The organism is Alienimonas californiensis (assembly GCF_007743815.1).
Classification (GTDB): domain Bacteria; phylum Planctomycetota; class Planctomycetia; order Planctomycetales; family Planctomycetaceae; genus Alienimonas; species Alienimonas californiensis.
Window position 1 is genome coordinate 2,047,758 of the sequence record NZ_CP036265.1, and the last position, 14,769, is coordinate 2,062,526.

The window sequence follows — 14,769 nt, forward strand, 5'->3', positions numbered from 1 at the left end:
AGGCGGATGGACGAGCGCGAAGTCTAACGCCCCGCCCCCGCCAACGGCCTTTCGCCCTCCGCCTTCTCCCTTCCGCCTTGAGGCTCACCGCCAATCCAGCACCGCGAACAGCCCCTCGCGCTCGGCGAAGCGGCGGGGCAGGCTGGCGAGGCGGGCGGAGAGGCGGTCCCGCAGCACGCTGAGGATCAGCCCTAGCACGAACAGCGTCGCCCCGCCGGCCGTCAGGCCGACGCCCAAAGTCACCTCCGCCCGGTGCACGACGGACCAGACGATCAGCGTCGCCGCCCCCGCCAGCCCCAGCGACCCGCCCAGCGCCGGCGCCAGCGTGCGGGCGGACAGGCCGACGATCAGCAGCGAGGACGCCGCCGCGACCAGTGCCAGGGCGTCCGGCGCCCAGGCGTCGCCGTTCGCCTTCGTCACGAACACCGCCGCGGCCGTCGGCAGGAGGACGAACAGCGTGCCGAACCACAGGCCGACCGTGACCACGCCGCGTTCCTCGTCCCGCATGCGCCGGATGGCGTCCGTGACGAACGGCTCGTCCGGCTGGCCGTCGCGGACGTGCTCCCGCACCCGGCCGGCGTGGGCGCCGGCGAGCATCGCGGCGCCCAGCGCGACCGCGACCGCTTCGAGCTTCCGGCCCAGCGGGACGTTCAGCAGTTGGTTCGCCGCCAGCGCCGCCAGGCCCAGCGCCACCGCGGCGAGCGTCCGGTGCAGCGTCTTCGCCCAGGGAACCGGGTTGAGCGACCCGCCCAGCAGGCCCAGCCCCGCGACCGCCGCCAACCCCCCGGCGTCGGCCCACAGCGGGCCGTTGAACAGCGCCCCGACGCCCTTGGAGACGGCGAACAGCTCCGCCCCGGCCAGCACGACGGCGCCGCACCGCAGGGCGGTCGCCCCGGGGCCGCGGGCCTCGTCGCCGGCGCCGGCGCCGCGGTCGACGGCGATCACGCCCACGCCCGCCGCCCGGGCCGCCGCCAGCAGGCCGACCCCGCAGGCGGCGTACACCGCGGCGTCCCAGCGGTCCGGCAGGCCGAGATATTCCAACATGTTCCAGACGGCCGCCGCCCCGGCGCCGGCGGCGAGCACGGGGATCACGCTCCACCAGCCGAACAGCCCCTCGTCCCGCGTCACCCCGGCCCGCCGGTCCCGCCGCCGCCGCACGTCCGCGGCGAGGGCGTCCAGCGAGACCAGCCCGTTGGCGATCGCCGTCCAGATCGCCGCGGCGATCAGCCGGGGGGCGGCCGTCTCCAGGGGGAGCCGCGGCAGGAAGACGACGCCGTTCCGGGCGACCTCCGCCAACGCGGCGAACGCCGCGGCGCCGGTCAGCAGCGCCGCCCCGCCCCACAGCAGCGGCACGGCGAACGGGTCCCGGGCGAAGGGCGCCGCTTCGTCCGAGGCCTTCGGGCCGCCGTCGTCCTCCTTCCCCCTGGGGAACAGGCGGACTCCCTCCACGCTGAGGACCCCCAGCACGGCGAGCGTCCCCGCAATCCACAGCGGTTCGTCCAAGCGGCGCCCCTGACCCAGCGCCAGCAGGGCGGTGAGCGTCACGCCGCCCTGCACGGCCAGCAGGAACCGGCGGTCTTTCAGCAGCCAGACCGTCGCCGCCTGCAACGCGGCGCACCCCGCCGCCCAGGCCCACAGACCGCCGGTGATTTCGACGAGGTGCTGGGCGTGAAGCAGCCAGAGGTTGAGCGGCAGGGTCACGCAGGCCAGCCCCGCCGCGGCGAGCCCCGCCATCCGGTAGCGGGTGCGGGTGGCGAGCCCCCAGCCCAGGAACAGCAAGGCGCAGCACCCGCCGATCAGGCTGCTGGCCAGCACCCGCGGGTCGTCGAACACCCCCAGCGAAACCAGCCAGACCAACCCCCCGGCGATCACCAGCCCCCCGCCGGTGCCCAGCAGCGCCCGGATCGTGCGGGGGTGCAGCGCCCAGGCCCCCAGCGTCGTCATCCAGGACGGCCAGGCGGGTTCGTGCTCCACATTTGGGCCGGGGGGACGCCCCGGCGCTGCGTGTCGGTCCGGCGCAGCGGGACGATCGGGGGAGGCGAGAACGGACACGGCGGCGGCGGGAATCGGGGATCGTGGGAGACGCTCCGCCCCCCGAGCCCGTGCGTCGCCCTCCCGACCGCCGGTTCCTCCCCGCGGCGAACGCCGGACATTCGCCCACCCGTCGCTCCTTCTCGCCCCCGGGGACGGAAACCCGCCGCCGCTTAAAATGGGGGCCGAACAATTCCCCCTTCACGTCCCCCGCTACGAAGCTTCCGCCATGCCTGCCGCCTGGACCGACAAAGACGAACGGATGTACGACCACGTCAAAGACAGTGAATTGGACCGCGGCCGCTCCGAGGACCGCGCCGAGGAGATCGCCGGCCGCACGGTGAACAAACACCGCCGCGAGGAGGGTCGCACGCCCAATAAAACGACCCAGGGGACCGGCAATCCGACCAGTTCGCTGGAGGACCGCACCAAGGACGAACTCTATAACCGGGCGAAGGAACTCGACATCGACGGCCGCAGCAAGATGACGAAGGAAGAACTCATCGACGCGATCCGCGATCGGCAGTAGTTCGACTGTGAGGAGCCGGCGTCGTCACGGCGTGCGTTTCAGCCGCCGGGCCAGTTCGGGCCGGGCGACCTTGAGTTCGTCGACGATCAGCCCCGCGGTCGCCGCCGCGCCCGCGGGGCTGAAGTGGGTTTGGTCGGTCGGATCGAAGTCGTACGCCGCGGTCGCCTCCGGGCCGAGGCGGTTGTGGTGGTCGACGCTGATCCCGTACAGGTTGATAAACGGCACGACCTCCTCCTGGGCGACGGCCCCGGCCGCCTCGGCGAACGCCGGCAGTCCGCCGCGCAGCCCCTCGGTGCGGGGGAGAATCTTGCCGTCCGGCCCGAAGTTCCGCCGGGTGACGGAGCTCAGCACGACCGGCTGAGCCCCCGCCGCCTTCACGCGGCGGACGTAGTCCGTCAGCTTTTCGCGGTACGCGTCCGGGCCGTATTTCTTCTGGTCGTTGTGGCCGAATTGAATGAGGACGTAATCCGGCGACTTCGCCAACAGTTCGTCCAGCCGCTCCGAGAGCGTGTCGAGCCGAGCGCCGTTTCGGGCGTAGTTGAGCACCGTCGTGCGGTCGTCGAATCGCTCCGCGAACGCCGGCCCCCAGCCGTAGGTCGTCGCCACGGTGGAGTCGCCGATTAATCCGATGACCACGGCGTCCGCGGCGTCGTCCGGGACGCCCACGGCGACCGAGAGCAGGGAGGCGGCGAGGAAGGCACTGTTCATGGCAGTCCAATGTCAGTTTTATTTGGAAAATGCGTCGGCGGGCGCTTTGAGCGCCCCGAACGCCGCGAAGCAGGAGTTTTTGTGCAGCAGTTCCGTCCTCGAAAAGCCGACGTCCCGCAGGAGATCCAGCTGCCAAGTGACCGGCCGGGGGGAATCTTCCCGTTCGATATAGTCGAACACGCGATCACGGTACGCCGGGCCGTCGAGTCGCTCCAGATACTCGCCGTACCGGGACTGCATGAGGGCCTGCACGCCGGGCGTTTCGTGCGACACCAAGTCCGTGATCCAGACGCCGCCGCCCGGCCGCAGGATGCGGTGAAGTTTCGTGAACGCGGCTCGCCAGTCGGCGTCGTCCCGCAGGTGATGCAGGACCGCGGCGGCCAGCACGACGTCGTAGGCGCCGTCCTCCAACTCCACCTCCCGAAAGTCGCCGACGAGCGGCCGCACGACCCCGCCGTTCGCCGCCGAGACCCGGCGCTCGGCCGCGGCGACCATCGGTTCGCTGAGATCGAGCAGGTCCGCGTCGAAGTCCCGCTCGGTCGCCTCCCGCAGCTTCAACGTGTTGTTGCCCGCCCCGCAGCCGAGGTCCAGCACGCGTCGGATCGGCGCCGTCGAGGCGACCGCCGCCTGCGTGATGAGTTCCATCGCCAACGGGGCGTCCACCGTCGCGGCCTGGCCGGTGTCGAGCCGCGAGAACCGCTCCACGTCGCCGTCGAAGCGGGCGCGGATCTCTTCGACGGAGGATTTTCGATGCAGCGGCGTGGGCGTCATGCGGAGCTCTCGGAGACGGGCCGGTCGGGGACTGTACCCGCGGAGCCGCGGCGGGCGCCCGGGGTTCGGACTTCGTGGATTCTCCCCCACGCCGGCCCGGTTTCGCACCGGCGACGGGCGACCCGCCGGCGCCGACGCTCGGTCGAGCCGGTCTTCGACGGGGGCGAACGCCCCGCCGCACGCCGTTTGACCGGCCCCCGGACGCCGCTGTAGCGTCCCTCCCCCCTTCACGACCTGAACTGTCAGCCCGCGCCGCATGCCCGGACCGCTCCTGTCCGCAGCCCTGTTCGTCACGCTGCTGAATCCGTTCATGATCGTGATTTATCTGGTCGACGTGATTCACAAAGTCGACTCGGAACGGTTCCGCCAGGTGCTGACGCGGGCGGGCGGGATCGCCGGGGCGGTGTTCTGCGCCTTCGCCCTGCTGGGCGACGCGATCTTTTCGACGGTCGTGCAGGCGGAGTTCGCCTCGTTTCAGATCTTCGGCGGGATCGTCTTCCTGCTGATCGGGTTGCAGTTTTTATTCCGCGGCCCCGCGGCGATCGAGATGCTCCGCGGCGACGCCAAGGAATTAGCCGGGGCGATCGCGATGCCGGTGCTGATCGGCCCGGGCACGGTCAGCGCCAGCGTGGTCGTCGGCCAACGGCACAACGGCTTCGTCGCCTGCGCGATCGTGCTGCTGGGCGTGACGCTGTGCGTCTCGACGATCGTGCTGCTGAAGGCCGCCCACGACTACGTCCGCCCCCGCAACGAGGCACTGATCCAACGCTATATCGACGTCGCCGGCCGCATCACGGCGTTGTACGTGGGCACCGTTTCGATCGAGATGATCATGCAGGGGGCGCTGGTCTGGGCCCGGAAGTTTTGATGGGCGGGGCGAGTCACGTCGACTCGGGCGACTCCGGCGCGGTCCACAGCGGATACGGGAGCCCCGCCAGGCGATTAATGACGAACGCCTGAACCAACAGCAGGAACACCGCCGCCAACAGCACGGGGATCTGCCAGAGATGCGGCATCAATCCCAGCGAGACGATCAGCGTCGTGGCCCCGGCCGGCGGGTGGGGCGCCCGCAGGAGAATCATGATCGCGCTGGTGCTCCCCAGCGAGAGCGCGGCGGCGCCGGCGTAGGCCCAGCTCACGCCCGCCCGCAGCGCCGGGGCGGCGTCCAGCAGGCCGAACGCCGCCAGACTGAGCCAGCCGGCCACGGCGCCCACGAGATGCCCGAGCAGGGCGTTCCGCGGCGAGGACGCGGCGGCGGTCGGCTCGTAGAACAGCAGAAAGGCCGTCGGCCCCAGGGAGGGAAAGAGGAACGGCGACCGCGTGGCGTGCGCGAGGATCGCCACCAGCCCGACGCTCGCCCCCCCGTTGATCAGCCCGAACAGGGCCAGCATCCGCGTGGGATCGTGCCGCCGCACCAGCGCCGTCAATTGAAAGGGCCGCAACCACGCCGCCATGCGTCGAAGATGCCGTCGCCGCATGCCGTCCTGACTTCGTGCTGATCCGCGGACCCCACCTCGTGCGGAGCAGAGTAGAAGGGTTCGGCGGGGCCGGCCACCCGCCGGACGCCGCGGGCATGAGGAATCGACGCGTCATGGAGGGCCTTCGGCAGTGAGTTTCGGGACGCGCGTGGCGAGCGGACGACCGGCGTCGGCCGACGGACGGGTTCGCTCCGCGCAGCGGCGATCCCGGCCGCGAAGCGTTCCCGAATGGGGTCGCGCCCGCGGCCGGGCCGCTCGTTCGGGTTGTCGACTCAACGTGTTCAGCCGCACGCGATTCGTGCGCCGCCCCGCCCGGTCGGAAGCCGGACCCGGTCGGTGTGTGCCGGGGATGGGGGAATGAAGGTGGAATACGGGCACACGGCCGGCGTTCTTTGAGAACGGGGGCCGGGCCTCGGGGTCGTGCCGTCCGCGGCGCCCGGGGCCGTGCGAGCCGGTCGGCTCGCCGACGCTCCCGGATCGACCGCGTGACGGGTTCGGCGTCCGTGCCTGCGGGCGGGGGGCGGATCGCGTCGATCGGCTGCGCGTGCCGACCGACGCGGGGGCGAGTTTCACGGCGTCCGTCACCAACGTCGGCCGCGTCTCCCGCCCCGCGAGAAGCCGACGCCCGCCCGCATCCGATGCGGACGGAACCGTCGACCCCTCACCCTACGCGGGTTCGGGACCACTTTTGTCCGAACTGCCTGTCCGACAGCAGGTTCGGCGCACGAACCGCCTTCCCTCGACCGACGGGCGGCGCTGGCCTTGCCAGGACCGCGGGGAATCACGAACGGTTCTCAACGGGAATGACGACCGAACGTCGCTCGCCCTGGCAGAGCCAGTGGCGCCAGAGGAGCAAGGCGCTGTCGGACGCCACCAGCGCCGCCTGCCGCGACGAGGCCGGCCACCCGCCCGCCTAGGCCGCGGTCCAGTCCTCGACCGGCGGCCCGACCGCCGGGGTCGCGGGCGTGCGGTCAGGACACGTGTCGTCGGGAGAATCGTCGGCCGGTTCGACCGTCACCCGCACCCGCTGACCGTCCGGCAGGTCGGGGGCGTCGTCCAGTTGAATCAGGCGGCCGTGAACGGTGCCGGTATGAACGGTCATGGTGCGGGGAGCCCGTGCGAACGGCGGGATGGCTCATTCTAGCCGGCGCCCCGCTCCGGGGGCGGACCGGCCGCGGTCAATCCAAGATCAACGCCACAACGGGTCGACCCCGGCCACCCGCCCGTCCGAGGTCAACCATCGCTCGGAGTGTCAGAGAACTCTATCTTGCTCAGCAAAACCTTCACCATCTCCGGCGACATGATCCGATCCATCGAAAACGTGGAGGTGATTTTAAGATCGATCGGCACATCCGGTCCGACGGCCTCGATCATCTTGGATGCCCTAATTCTCTGCGACTGGGCATCGATGAGGTTGAAAGTGAACGCCATCAATTCTGGCAACGAGAATAGACGTGCCGTGCCGTCTCGAAGAACTATAGAGAAGATGTCATCGGAAAGGCGGTCCACCACGTCGTCCTCAGCGAGGATGCTCGGTTCGGCCAGCACTTTCTGCGGAGGATGAACAGCGAACGGCCAAGCCTGCTCGTCAGACATCATTAGTTTGGCCACTAGTTCGAAGACCCCATCCATCTCCTTCCGGGTCAGGTCGTAAGGGCCGACTCGATCGGCAGGCACCTCTTCCCTCCGCCGAACTCGTCGTCTGTAGCCTTCAAATGGGGCGGCGAGCCGCCAGCCTCGTGCTGTCTTAGAGATCGCTTCATGCTGTCGGCCGAACTCTGCTAATTGAAGGTCGCATTTGTTTAGCAGCCCGTCGTTGAGCAGCCTCCCCGCCTCGCTGAGGGTGTTTTTCAGCTCGCGTACCTGCTCGACAATGCGGTCGGGTAGACGAAAGTGACGTGAACCGAACTCCGATTCTGCCTCTCGGAACTTTGCTTCAGCCTGATTGTTTAGGTCGTTGTACTGCTCGACGAGCAAGTTGACCCGTGCCACGACCTCTGGCGTTCTCTCGGGGAAACGTCGCTCTTGTTCCACTCCAACGAGAACGTTCACTCGGGGCGTCGGGTACGAGTGCTTCAGTTGCTCAATGCGCTTCCGCTTCTCGACAGCCCTCAGGATGCTTTGTCCGGCCTGTATGAGCGGTTGTAACGTCTTCCCAAGTGTCTCCAGCCTCGATTCCCGACGTGACCACCGATCTCGGAGCAGAGCGAACAGGAACCCTGCAACGCCGATCGTGAAGCCGCCGACGGCTATCCAAGTCCGCGGATCGGTCCAAGCATCATCGTCTAACGTCATCGCTATCGGGTTCTCTCACAACGGTGTGTCCATGGAGGAACGAGGAGAAACCCAGAGTGGTTCACATCATTCTGGTTCCCAACGTATGCGGCACTGGCGGATCGTCAGGATTAGCGACATCTGGAGAGCTAACCCCTCGCTCCCGTTCTCAACTCGCCTCCTGCCGCAGGCTGGCCATCGCGGTGTAGTCCTCCAGCGTGCTGGTGTCGCCGGTCGTTTCGCGGCCGGCGGCGATGTCGCGGAGCAGGCGTCGCATGATCTTGCCGCTGCGGGTTTTGGGGAGGGCGGCGGCGAAGCGGATCTGGTCCGGGGTCGCCAGGGCGCCGATCTGGCTGCGGACGTGCTGGATCAGTTCCTTTTGCAGCGCCTCCGGGTCCTCCGGTTCGCCCTTGGGGGTCACGAAGCAGCAGATGCCCTCGCCCTTCAGCTCGTGCGGGAAGCCGACGACGGCGGCCTCGGCGACGGCGTCGTGGGAGACGAGGGCGCTTTCCACCTCCATCGTGCTCAGCCGGTGGCCGGAGACGTTAATGACGTCGTCCACCCGGCCCATCACCCAGTAATAGCCGTCTTTATCCTTGCGGGCGCCGTCGCCGGCGAAATAGATGCCGGGGAACTTGCCGAAGTAGACCTCTTTAAACCGCTCGTGGTCGCCGTGCAGCGTGCGGAGCATGTGCGGCCAGGGCTGGGTCATCACCAGCAGGCCGCCCTCGCCGTCGGGCACTTCCTCGCCCTGCTCGTTGACGATCTTCGGCACTACCCCGGGCAGGGGGAAGGTGCAGGAGCCCGGTTTGGTGGGCGTCACGCCGGGCAGGGGGGAGATCATGATCCCGCCGGTTTCCGTCTGCCACCAGGTGTCCACGATCGGGCAGCGACCGCCGCCGATTTTTTCGTGATACCAGACCCAGGCTTCGGGATTAATCGGCTCGCCCACGCTGCCCAGCAGCCGCAGGGAACTCAGGTCGTACTGGGCCGGCCACTCGTCGCCCCATTTAATGAAGGCCCGCACCGCGGTCGGGGCGGTGTAGAAGACGTTGACGCGGTGCTTCTCGACCAGTTCCCAGAACCGCCCCGGGTCCGGCCAGTTGGGGGCGCCCTCGTACATCACGGTGGTCGCCCCGTTGGCGAGGGGGCCGTAGACGATATAGCTGTGCCCGGTGATCCAGCCGATGTCCGCGGTGCACCAGTAGGTGTCCTCCTCTTTGAGGTCGAACACCCATTTCGTGGTGAGCTGGGCGCCGAGCAGGTAGCCGGCGGTCCCGTGGCGGACGCCCTTCGGTTTGCCGGTGCTGCCGGAGGTATAGAGGATGAACAGCGGGTGTTCGCTGTCGAGCGGCACGGCGGGGCAGTCGGCGGAGGCGTCCGCCATCAATTCGTGCCACCAGAGGTCGCGGTCCGGGGCCATCGTGACCTCGCCGCCGGTGCGGCGGACGACGACGCACTTTTTGACGGTGGGGCTTTTGGCGAGGGCGTCGTCGACGGCGGCCTTGAGGGGGATCTCCTTGCCGCGGCGCCAGCCGCCGTCGGCGGTGACGATGACCTTGGCCCCGGCGTCGTTGTTGCGGTCGGCGACGGCGTCGGCGCTGAAGCCGCCGAAGATAATGCTGTGCACCGCCCCGATCCGGGCGCAGGCCAGCATCGCGATCGCCAGTTCGGGGATCATCGGCATATACAGGGTCACGCGGTCGCCCTGCTCCACGCCCAAGCCTCGCAGCACGTTGGCGAACTTGCAGACCTCCCGGTGCAACTGGAGGTAGGTGAGGGTCCGCACGTCGCCGGGCTCCCCTTCCCAGACGATCGCCGCCTTATTTTTGCGGGGGCCGTCCAGGTGCCGGTCGAGGCACTGCACCGTGGCGTTCAGTTTGCCGCCGACGAACCACTCCGTGTCCGGCATCTCGCCCCGTTTGACGGCGGCGAAGTCCGTGTCCCAGGTGAGCAGTTCGAGGGCCGTCTCGCCCCAGAAGCCTTCCGGGTCGTCCTTCGCCCGGTTCCAGAGGGCCTGGTACTCCGCCTCGCTCTTGATGTGAGCCGACTGCGAAAAGGCCTCCGGCGGGGGGAAGCTGCGGTTCTCGTGGAGGTGCGACTCGATGTTCCCCCCGGCGCCGGCGGCTCCGCCGGCCTGGGCGGCTCCGCCGTCGCGTTCGTCCTGGGGCGGATCGAAGTCGGCCTGATCGGACACGGTGGCGGGCTTGGCGTCGGACATCGAATCGGGTTTCCAGAACGGTCGGCGGGCGAACGCCGGGGAGGATACCGATCAGACCCGCGGAGGGGGACCGGGCGCGGGGGGAAGGTGTTGCCCTGAATGGCAACGACCCGTATGCTGCCCATGAAGCGATTTGCGCACCCGCTCGGATGACTACCGAGTTGGATCGCTTCACCCCCCCCAGCACGCGAGAGCCGATGATCAATCCCCTCCAAGTCTCGGTAACTACGCGTCCATGCCCTACTACTTCGTCTTCTGGAACTATGAGCCCGGCGGCAACGTTGAGCACATCGCCGACAACGATCTGACGCAGGACGACGTCGAGTCGGTCCTGTTCGACCCCGACGAACGCGGCGTCAGCCGTTCGTCAGGGGAGGAGGTCGTGTTCGGCGAGATCGCCGACGGCCGCTACATCATGGTCGTGTTCGAGCGAATCAGCTCGATGGAGTTGAACCCGATCACCGCCTACGAGGTCGATCGTTAGCCCCCCCCCGCCAGAGTCCCCCAGCAATGCCCGCCGCACCCGCCGTCAAGAAGACCGATCCGTCGCATCCGTGGCGGGTTCGGCACGTTCCCGCCGCGGAAGAACAGGCCCGGGACGAGCGTCTCCGCCAGGTTTACGCCGACGCCAAGCCTGAGGTTCAAGCGGAAGTCCTCGCCAGACTGCTCCACCGGGCCACCAAGGGCGACGGCGTACGCATCGGCACGACACGGCTGACGCTCAAGGCCCTCCGCGAGGCGCAGGGCGTCTCCCTCACCGACCTCGCTGCCCAGGCCGGGATGCAGAAGTCGTCGCTCTCCCGTCTGGAGAACGAGGACCGCAATCCCACCGTGAAAACGCTTGAACGGATCGCCGCCGCGCTCGGCAAACGGTTGGTCGTGCGGATCGAAGACCTGCCGGAGCCTGGCGAGGCGCCGCCGGAGCCGGCTGGCGACTGACCGTTCGCCGAACGGGCGGTCCGGCGGCACACTGGGGGCGTGACGTCTTCCCCCCCTCCGCCGCCGTTCGACGACGCATCGCCCGCCGAGCCGCCGGGCCGGGTGCAGGATCTTGGCGGGTATCGGCGGCCGGCGGAGCAGGCGCGGCCGGGGCTGCTCTGGTGGGCGATCTGGTGGCCGGTCGGGGCGCTGGCGCTGGACAGCGCCCTGCTGCCGATCTCCCGGCTCAAGGCCCCCCTGCTGCGGGCGTTCGGGGCGACGATCGGCAAGGGACTGGTGATGAAGCCGCGCGTCCGGGTGAAGGACCCGCGGAACCTCGTGATCGGCGACCACTGCTGGGTCGGGGAGGGGGTCTGGATCGACAACCTCGCCCAGGTCACGCTGGGGAACGACGTCTGCCTGTCGCAGGGGGCGTACCTGTGCACCGGCGGGCACAACTACGCCCGGGCGAGCTTCGACCTCGTCACGGGACCGATCACGGTCGAAGGGCAGGCGTGGGTCGGGGCGAAGGCGGTGCTGCTTCCCGGGGTGACGGTCGGCGCCGGGGCGGTGGTGGCGGCGGGGTCGGTGGTGACGAAGGACGTGCCGCCGGGGATGATCGTCGGCGGCAATCCCGCCCGCGTGCTGCGCCCCCGGCCGACCCGCCCGCCGCGGGGGGCCGCATGAGCGTGCGGGCCTCCGCCGCCGAGGACGCCGCGTCGCCGCGGGTGGCGATGGTCACGCGGTCGGTCAGCCGGGCCGGCGGGGGGCTGGCGTCGGTCATTCTGGACCTCGCCCGGGCCCTGTCGGCGATCGGCCGGTCGCCGCACGTCCTCAGCGTGCGGGACGAACATTTCGCAGAGGACGCCGCCGCCGCGGGGCAGATCGAAGGCCGTCCATTGGCCGGGGAGGCGTTCGCCCCGCAGGGCCCGCGGTTCACCCACGGCGCCTGGGGCTACGCGCCCGGGCTGGACCGTCGGTTGGGGGAACTGAACCCGGACGTGGTGCACTCCCACGGGCTCTGGCACCACAGCTCGGCGGCGACGGCGGGGTGGGGGCGGAAGAGCGGGCGAAAGTGGGTCGTCTCCCCGCACGGGATGCTCGATCCGTGGGCGGTGCGGCGGAGCCGGGCGAAGAAACGGGTCGCCTGGTGGCTGGCGGAGCGTTCGCACCTCGCCGGCGCCGGCTGCCTGCACGCCCTCGCCGACGCCGAGGCCGACGCCGCCCGCGCCTACGGCGTGCGGGCCCCGATCCTCGTCATCCCCAACGGCGTCTCGCTGGAGGCCCCCCGGCCGGACGCGCCCCCGCCGTGGGGGGAGGGGGAAGAGGTGAGCGCCGCGGTCGGCGGGCGGCGGGTTCTGCTGTTCCTCGGGCGGCTGCACCCGAAAAAGGGGCTCGATCTGCTGATCGACGCCTGGGCGCACCTGCTGAAGACCGAGCCGGCCGCCCGGGACTGGCATGTGGCCGTGCTCGGGTGGGACGACGGCGGCCACGCCGAGGAGTTGAAGGCCCGGGCCGCCGCCGCGGGCCTCTGCGGCCCGGGCGGACGGCCGACGGCGGGAAAGGGCGCCCTGGGCTTCTACGGCCCGGCGTTCGGCGACCGGAAGGCGGCGGCGCTGGCGGGGGCGAGCGGGTTCGTGCTGCCCTCCCACAGCGAAGGCATGCCGGTGGCGGTGCTCGAAGCCTGGGCCTACGGCTTGCCGACCGTGCTGACCGACGCCTGCAACCTGCCGGAGGGCTTCGACCGCGGCGGGGCGTTGCGGGTCGAACCGACCGCCGATTCGCTGCGAACCGGGCTGGCGGAACTGGTGACCGAATCCGACGCCGCCCGCGGCGCCCGCGGCGCCGCCGCCCGGGCGCTGGCGGAGGCGGAGTTCGCCTGGCCGGTGATCGCCCGCCGGTTCGGCGCCCTCTACGACTGGCTCGCCGGCGGCCCGGAGCCGGACGGCGTGCGACGGGGGTGAAACTCAGGGGGGGGGAGGAGTGATGGGGGAGGGGACGACGCCGGAAACTCTTCCCTCATCCCCCCTCCCTCATCCCCCGTCCCGGCTTGCCGGGGACTCGCGGGACTGGGAAGGTGGCGAAATGAGCGCCGCCGATCCCCTCACGTCCGACCCGCTCGCGGTCGCCCCCGCGTTGGCCTTCTTTACCGTGGCGACGGCGGACGGCTCGCTGGACGCCGCGGAGATCGAGCAGTTCCGCAAGCAGATGAGAGCCTGCGGGGACTGCGGCGACCTGTTCGCCGGCGCGCTGGAGCGGCTGTCGGCGAACGCCGACACGCTGGACGCCGTGACCGCCGCGGCCGGCGAAGCCGTGTTGAGCGGCGAAGCCGACGCCGCGTGGCGGTCGGTGCGGGCGGCGCTGTCCAGGGAGGACGCGGAGGACCGCGCGCGGTTCGTCGCGGACGTGGTCGCGTTCGCCCGGCAGATCGCCGAGGCCGCCGGCGGTCTGTACGACGTCGGCCCGCGGGTCAGCGAAGCCGAGGACGCCGCCGTCGGCCGCATCGCCGCGGCGCTGGGGGCGAAGTAGGCGGGGCGCCCGGGGCGTCTGCGACTTCATTTCTCCCCTCTCCCTTGAGGGAGAGGGGCTGGGGGTGAGGGTGACGCACGGTTCACACGCCCCCCCCACCTGCTTCGCTAACCGTCCGGCCGACGGGCGAGTGAACGGATCGTGATCATGTCCCGGCTCGCGACTGAAGTCCGTTCGGACTGTCGCACGGCATACGAAAACCCTGCGGGCGGGCGGCGGCGTCGTCGGGGGCGGGGGGCGCCGGCCCCGGCCCCGTTGTGCCGGCTTTGGGGCGACCCGTACCATGCATCGGCCCGTCCGAGACCAGTTGCCCCCGCCGGAGATCGTCGTGACGCCCCTCGCCCCCCAGTTCACCGATCGGCCGAGCCCCCGACGGCTCCGCCGCGCCGCCGCCGCGGGGCTCGCCCTCGCCGTTGCCCTGCTGGCCGCCGCCCCGGCTGAAGCGGCCAGCCGCACCGAGACCGTCGTCACCCCCGACGGCTGGACGCTGCCGGTGGAGGTCTACACCCCCAACGGCGCCGGCGAGGACACCCCCGTCGTCATCCTGCTGCACGGCGAGAAGGGCAACCGCAAGAACTGGCAGTCGCTGGCGGAGTACCTGGAGAAGATGGGCTACGCGGTGCTCGCCCCGGACCTCCGCAAGCACGGCGAGGCCTCCATGAACGGCCGCACCGAAACCGGCGAGGAAGTTCGCTCCGCCGACTACCGCGGCATGCTGCGGTTCGATCTGGAGGCGGTGAAGGCCCTCGCGGTGCAACTCCACCAGAATAAGCAACTGAATATTCGCAAGCTGGGCATCGTCGCGGCGGAGAACTCCGCCCCCGTGGCCCTGCTGTACACCTACGCCGACTGGCTGAAAAAACCCCTCGTCGACGCCCCGGACCCGGCGTACCGCACCCCCACCGGGCAGGACGTGCGGGCCGTCGCCCTGCTGTCGCCGGAGGACTCCGTGCCCGGCCTGAACCCCGGCAAGGTGTTGCGGCAGTTGGCGGACGACGGCGCCGACATCGCCTTCCTGATCCTCTACGGCTCCGAGGACCAGCGGGACGGCGGCGCCGCCAAGGACCTGTTCGAGCGCCTCGGCGGGGAGAAGACCCCCCGCGTGGTGCTGGCCCCGGTGCCCGGCGTGCCGCTGCGGGGCACCTCCCTGCTGCGGCCGCCGCTGGGCGAGAAGCTGTTCCAGGGGCTGGCCCGGCAGGACGGCAAAGGCTTCCTGGATTTGTACCTGAAGGCCCGCCCCGACCCGTGGCAGGACCGCGCCGGTCGGCGGTGAACCCGGCCGTCGTTCTCTCCCCAGGCCCCCGCCCGCC

Annotated in this window: 15 protein-coding genes; 8 read left to right on the plus strand and 7 right to left on the minus strand. The window is 70.5% G+C overall.

The genetic code is table 11. The annotated features are described in order from the left end of the window. Positions 1-84 precede the first annotated feature (84 nt). Positions 85-1,974 carry a hypothetical protein gene (locus CA12_RS07905; RefSeq protein ID WP_145358392.1) on the minus strand — a complete coding sequence of 630 codons (1,890 nt, stop codon included), beginning with the start codon at positions 1,972-1,974 and terminating at the stop codon, positions 85-87. Between the two features lie 286 nt (positions 1,975-2,260). Here CA12_RS07905 and CA12_RS07910 point away from each other — a divergent pair, with 286 nt between their 5' ends. Next, positions 2,261-2,560 (plus strand): Rho termination factor N-terminal domain-containing protein, encoded by a 300-nt coding sequence (locus tag CA12_RS07910; RefSeq protein WP_145358394.1) that lies wholly within the window; start codon positions 2,261-2,263, stop codon positions 2,558-2,560. A gap of 24 nt (positions 2,561-2,584) precedes the next feature. Here the strand turns inward: CA12_RS07910 and CA12_RS07915 are convergent, their stop codons facing one another. Together CA12_RS07915 and CA12_RS07920 are read right to left on the minus strand one after the other, a co-directional pair. Further along, positions 2,585-3,268: a GDSL-type esterase/lipase family protein gene (locus CA12_RS07915; RefSeq protein ID WP_145358396.1), complete on the minus strand. Its 684-nt coding sequence runs from the start codon at positions 3,266-3,268 to the stop codon at positions 2,585-2,587. Positions 3,269-3,286: 18 nt separating this feature from the next. After that, on the minus strand, positions 3,287-4,039 hold the full coding sequence (locus tag CA12_RS07920; RefSeq protein ID WP_145358397.1) for a class I SAM-dependent methyltransferase: 753 nt from the start codon (positions 4,037-4,039) through the stop codon (positions 3,287-3,289). A gap of 256 nt (positions 4,040-4,295) precedes the next feature. Between CA12_RS07920 and CA12_RS07925 the strand changes: the two genes are divergently transcribed. Continuing rightward, the gene (locus CA12_RS07925) at positions 4,296-4,907 is read left to right on the plus strand and encodes a MarC family protein (RefSeq protein ID WP_145358399.1); all 612 of its coding nucleotides are present in this window, start codon (positions 4,296-4,298) and stop codon (positions 4,905-4,907) included. A 13-nt stretch (positions 4,908-4,920) separates the two neighbouring features. On the opposite strand, the gene CA12_RS07930 is transcribed toward CA12_RS07925, so the two are convergent. The 4 genes from CA12_RS07930 to acs all read right to left on the minus strand — a co-directional run bounded on the left by CA12_RS07930 (position 4,921) and on the right by acs (position 10,012). Continuing rightward, a complete protein-coding gene (locus CA12_RS07930; RefSeq protein ID WP_207622175.1) occupies positions 4,921-5,493 on the minus strand; it encodes an HPP family protein in 573 nt (190 codons plus the stop codon). Positions 5,494-6,430: 937 nt separating this feature from the next. Beyond that, positions 6,431-6,619, minus strand: coding sequence for a hypothetical protein (locus CA12_RS07935; protein ID WP_145358403.1), 189 nt, complete (start codon positions 6,617-6,619; stop codon positions 6,431-6,433). Between the two features lie 131 nt (positions 6,620-6,750). Continuing rightward, positions 6,751-7,812: a hypothetical protein gene (locus CA12_RS07940; protein ID WP_145358405.1), complete on the minus strand. Its 1,062-nt coding sequence runs from the start codon at positions 7,810-7,812 to the stop codon at positions 6,751-6,753. Positions 7,813-7,960: 148 nt separating this feature from the next. Continuing rightward, positions 7,961-10,012: an acetate--CoA ligase gene (gene acs, locus CA12_RS07945; RefSeq protein ID WP_145358407.1), complete on the minus strand. Its 2,052-nt coding sequence runs from the start codon at positions 10,010-10,012 to the stop codon at positions 7,961-7,963. Positions 10,013-10,247: 235 nt separating this feature from the next. Here acs and CA12_RS07950 point away from each other — a divergent pair, with 235 nt between their 5' ends. From CA12_RS07950 to CA12_RS07975, 6 genes are all read left to right on the plus strand, one after another. Continuing rightward, positions 10,248-10,496 carry a hypothetical protein gene (locus CA12_RS07950; RefSeq protein ID WP_145358408.1) on the plus strand — a complete coding sequence of 83 codons (249 nt, stop codon included), beginning with the start codon at positions 10,248-10,250 and terminating at the stop codon, positions 10,494-10,496. A gap of 26 nt (positions 10,497-10,522) precedes the next feature. After that, entirely contained in the window at positions 10,523-10,951 is a 429-nt protein-coding gene (locus CA12_RS07955; protein ID WP_145358410.1) for a helix-turn-helix domain-containing protein, read from the plus strand. Positions 10,952-10,990: 39 nt separating this feature from the next. After that, complete coding sequence (locus tag CA12_RS07960; RefSeq protein ID WP_315851328.1) at positions 10,991-11,617, plus strand: WcaF family extracellular polysaccharide biosynthesis acetyltransferase; 627 nt, start codon at positions 10,991-10,993, stop codon at positions 11,615-11,617. Then, on the plus strand, positions 11,614-12,894 hold the full coding sequence (locus tag CA12_RS07965) for a glycosyltransferase (RefSeq protein ID WP_145358412.1): 1,281 nt from the start codon (positions 11,614-11,616) through the stop codon (positions 12,892-12,894). The genes CA12_RS07960 and CA12_RS07965 overlap by 4 nt, the downstream gene beginning before the upstream one ends. A gap of 121 nt (positions 12,895-13,015) precedes the next feature. Next, positions 13,016-13,459 (plus strand): hypothetical protein, encoded by a 444-nt coding sequence (locus tag CA12_RS07970; protein ID WP_145358413.1) that lies wholly within the window; start codon positions 13,016-13,018, stop codon positions 13,457-13,459. Between the two features lie 283 nt (positions 13,460-13,742). Continuing rightward, positions 13,743-14,732 (plus strand): alpha/beta hydrolase, encoded by a 990-nt coding sequence (locus CA12_RS07975; RefSeq protein WP_145358415.1) that lies wholly within the window; start codon positions 13,743-13,745, stop codon positions 14,730-14,732. Positions 14,733-14,769 lie beyond the last annotated feature (37 nt).

Coding starts and splice junctions, on each gene's coding strand:
- CA12_RS07910 (WP_145358394.1), top strand. CDS start 2,261: ATGCCTGCCGCCTGGACCGACAAAGACGAACGGATGTACGACCACGTC.
- CA12_RS07915 (WP_145358396.1), bottom strand. CDS start 3,268: ATGAACAGTGCCTTCCTCGCCGCCTCCCTGCTCTCGGTCGCCGTGGGC.
- CA12_RS07920 (WP_145358397.1), bottom strand. CDS start 4,039: ATGACGCCCACGCCGCTGCATCGAAAATCCTCCGTCGAAGAGATCCGC.
- CA12_RS07925 (WP_145358399.1), top strand. CDS start 4,296: ATGCCCGGACCGCTCCTGTCCGCAGCCCTGTTCGTCACGCTGCTGAAT.
- CA12_RS07930 (WP_207622175.1), bottom strand. CDS start 5,493: ATGGCGGCGTGGTTGCGGCCCTTTCAATTGACGGCGCTGGTGCGGCGG.
- CA12_RS07935 (WP_145358403.1), bottom strand. CDS start 6,619: ATGACCGTTCATACCGGCACCGTTCACGGCCGCCTGATTCAACTGGAC.
- CA12_RS07940 (WP_145358405.1), bottom strand. CDS start 7,812: ATGACGTTAGACGATGATGCTTGGACCGATCCGCGGACTTGGATAGCC.
- acs (WP_145358407.1), bottom strand. CDS start 10,012: ATGTCCGACGCCAAGCCCGCCACCGTGTCCGATCAGGCCGACTTCGAT.
- CA12_RS07950 (WP_145358408.1), top strand. CDS start 10,248: ATGCCCTACTACTTCGTCTTCTGGAACTATGAGCCCGGCGGCAACGTT.
- CA12_RS07955 (WP_145358410.1), top strand. CDS start 10,523: ATGCCCGCCGCACCCGCCGTCAAGAAGACCGATCCGTCGCATCCGTGG.
- CA12_RS07965 (WP_145358412.1), top strand. CDS start 11,614: ATGAGCGTGCGGGCCTCCGCCGCCGAGGACGCCGCGTCGCCGCGGGTG.
- CA12_RS07970 (WP_145358413.1), top strand. CDS start 13,016: ATGAGCGCCGCCGATCCCCTCACGTCCGACCCGCTCGCGGTCGCCCCC.
- CA12_RS07975 (WP_145358415.1), top strand. CDS start 13,743: ATGCATCGGCCCGTCCGAGACCAGTTGCCCCCGCCGGAGATCGTCGTG.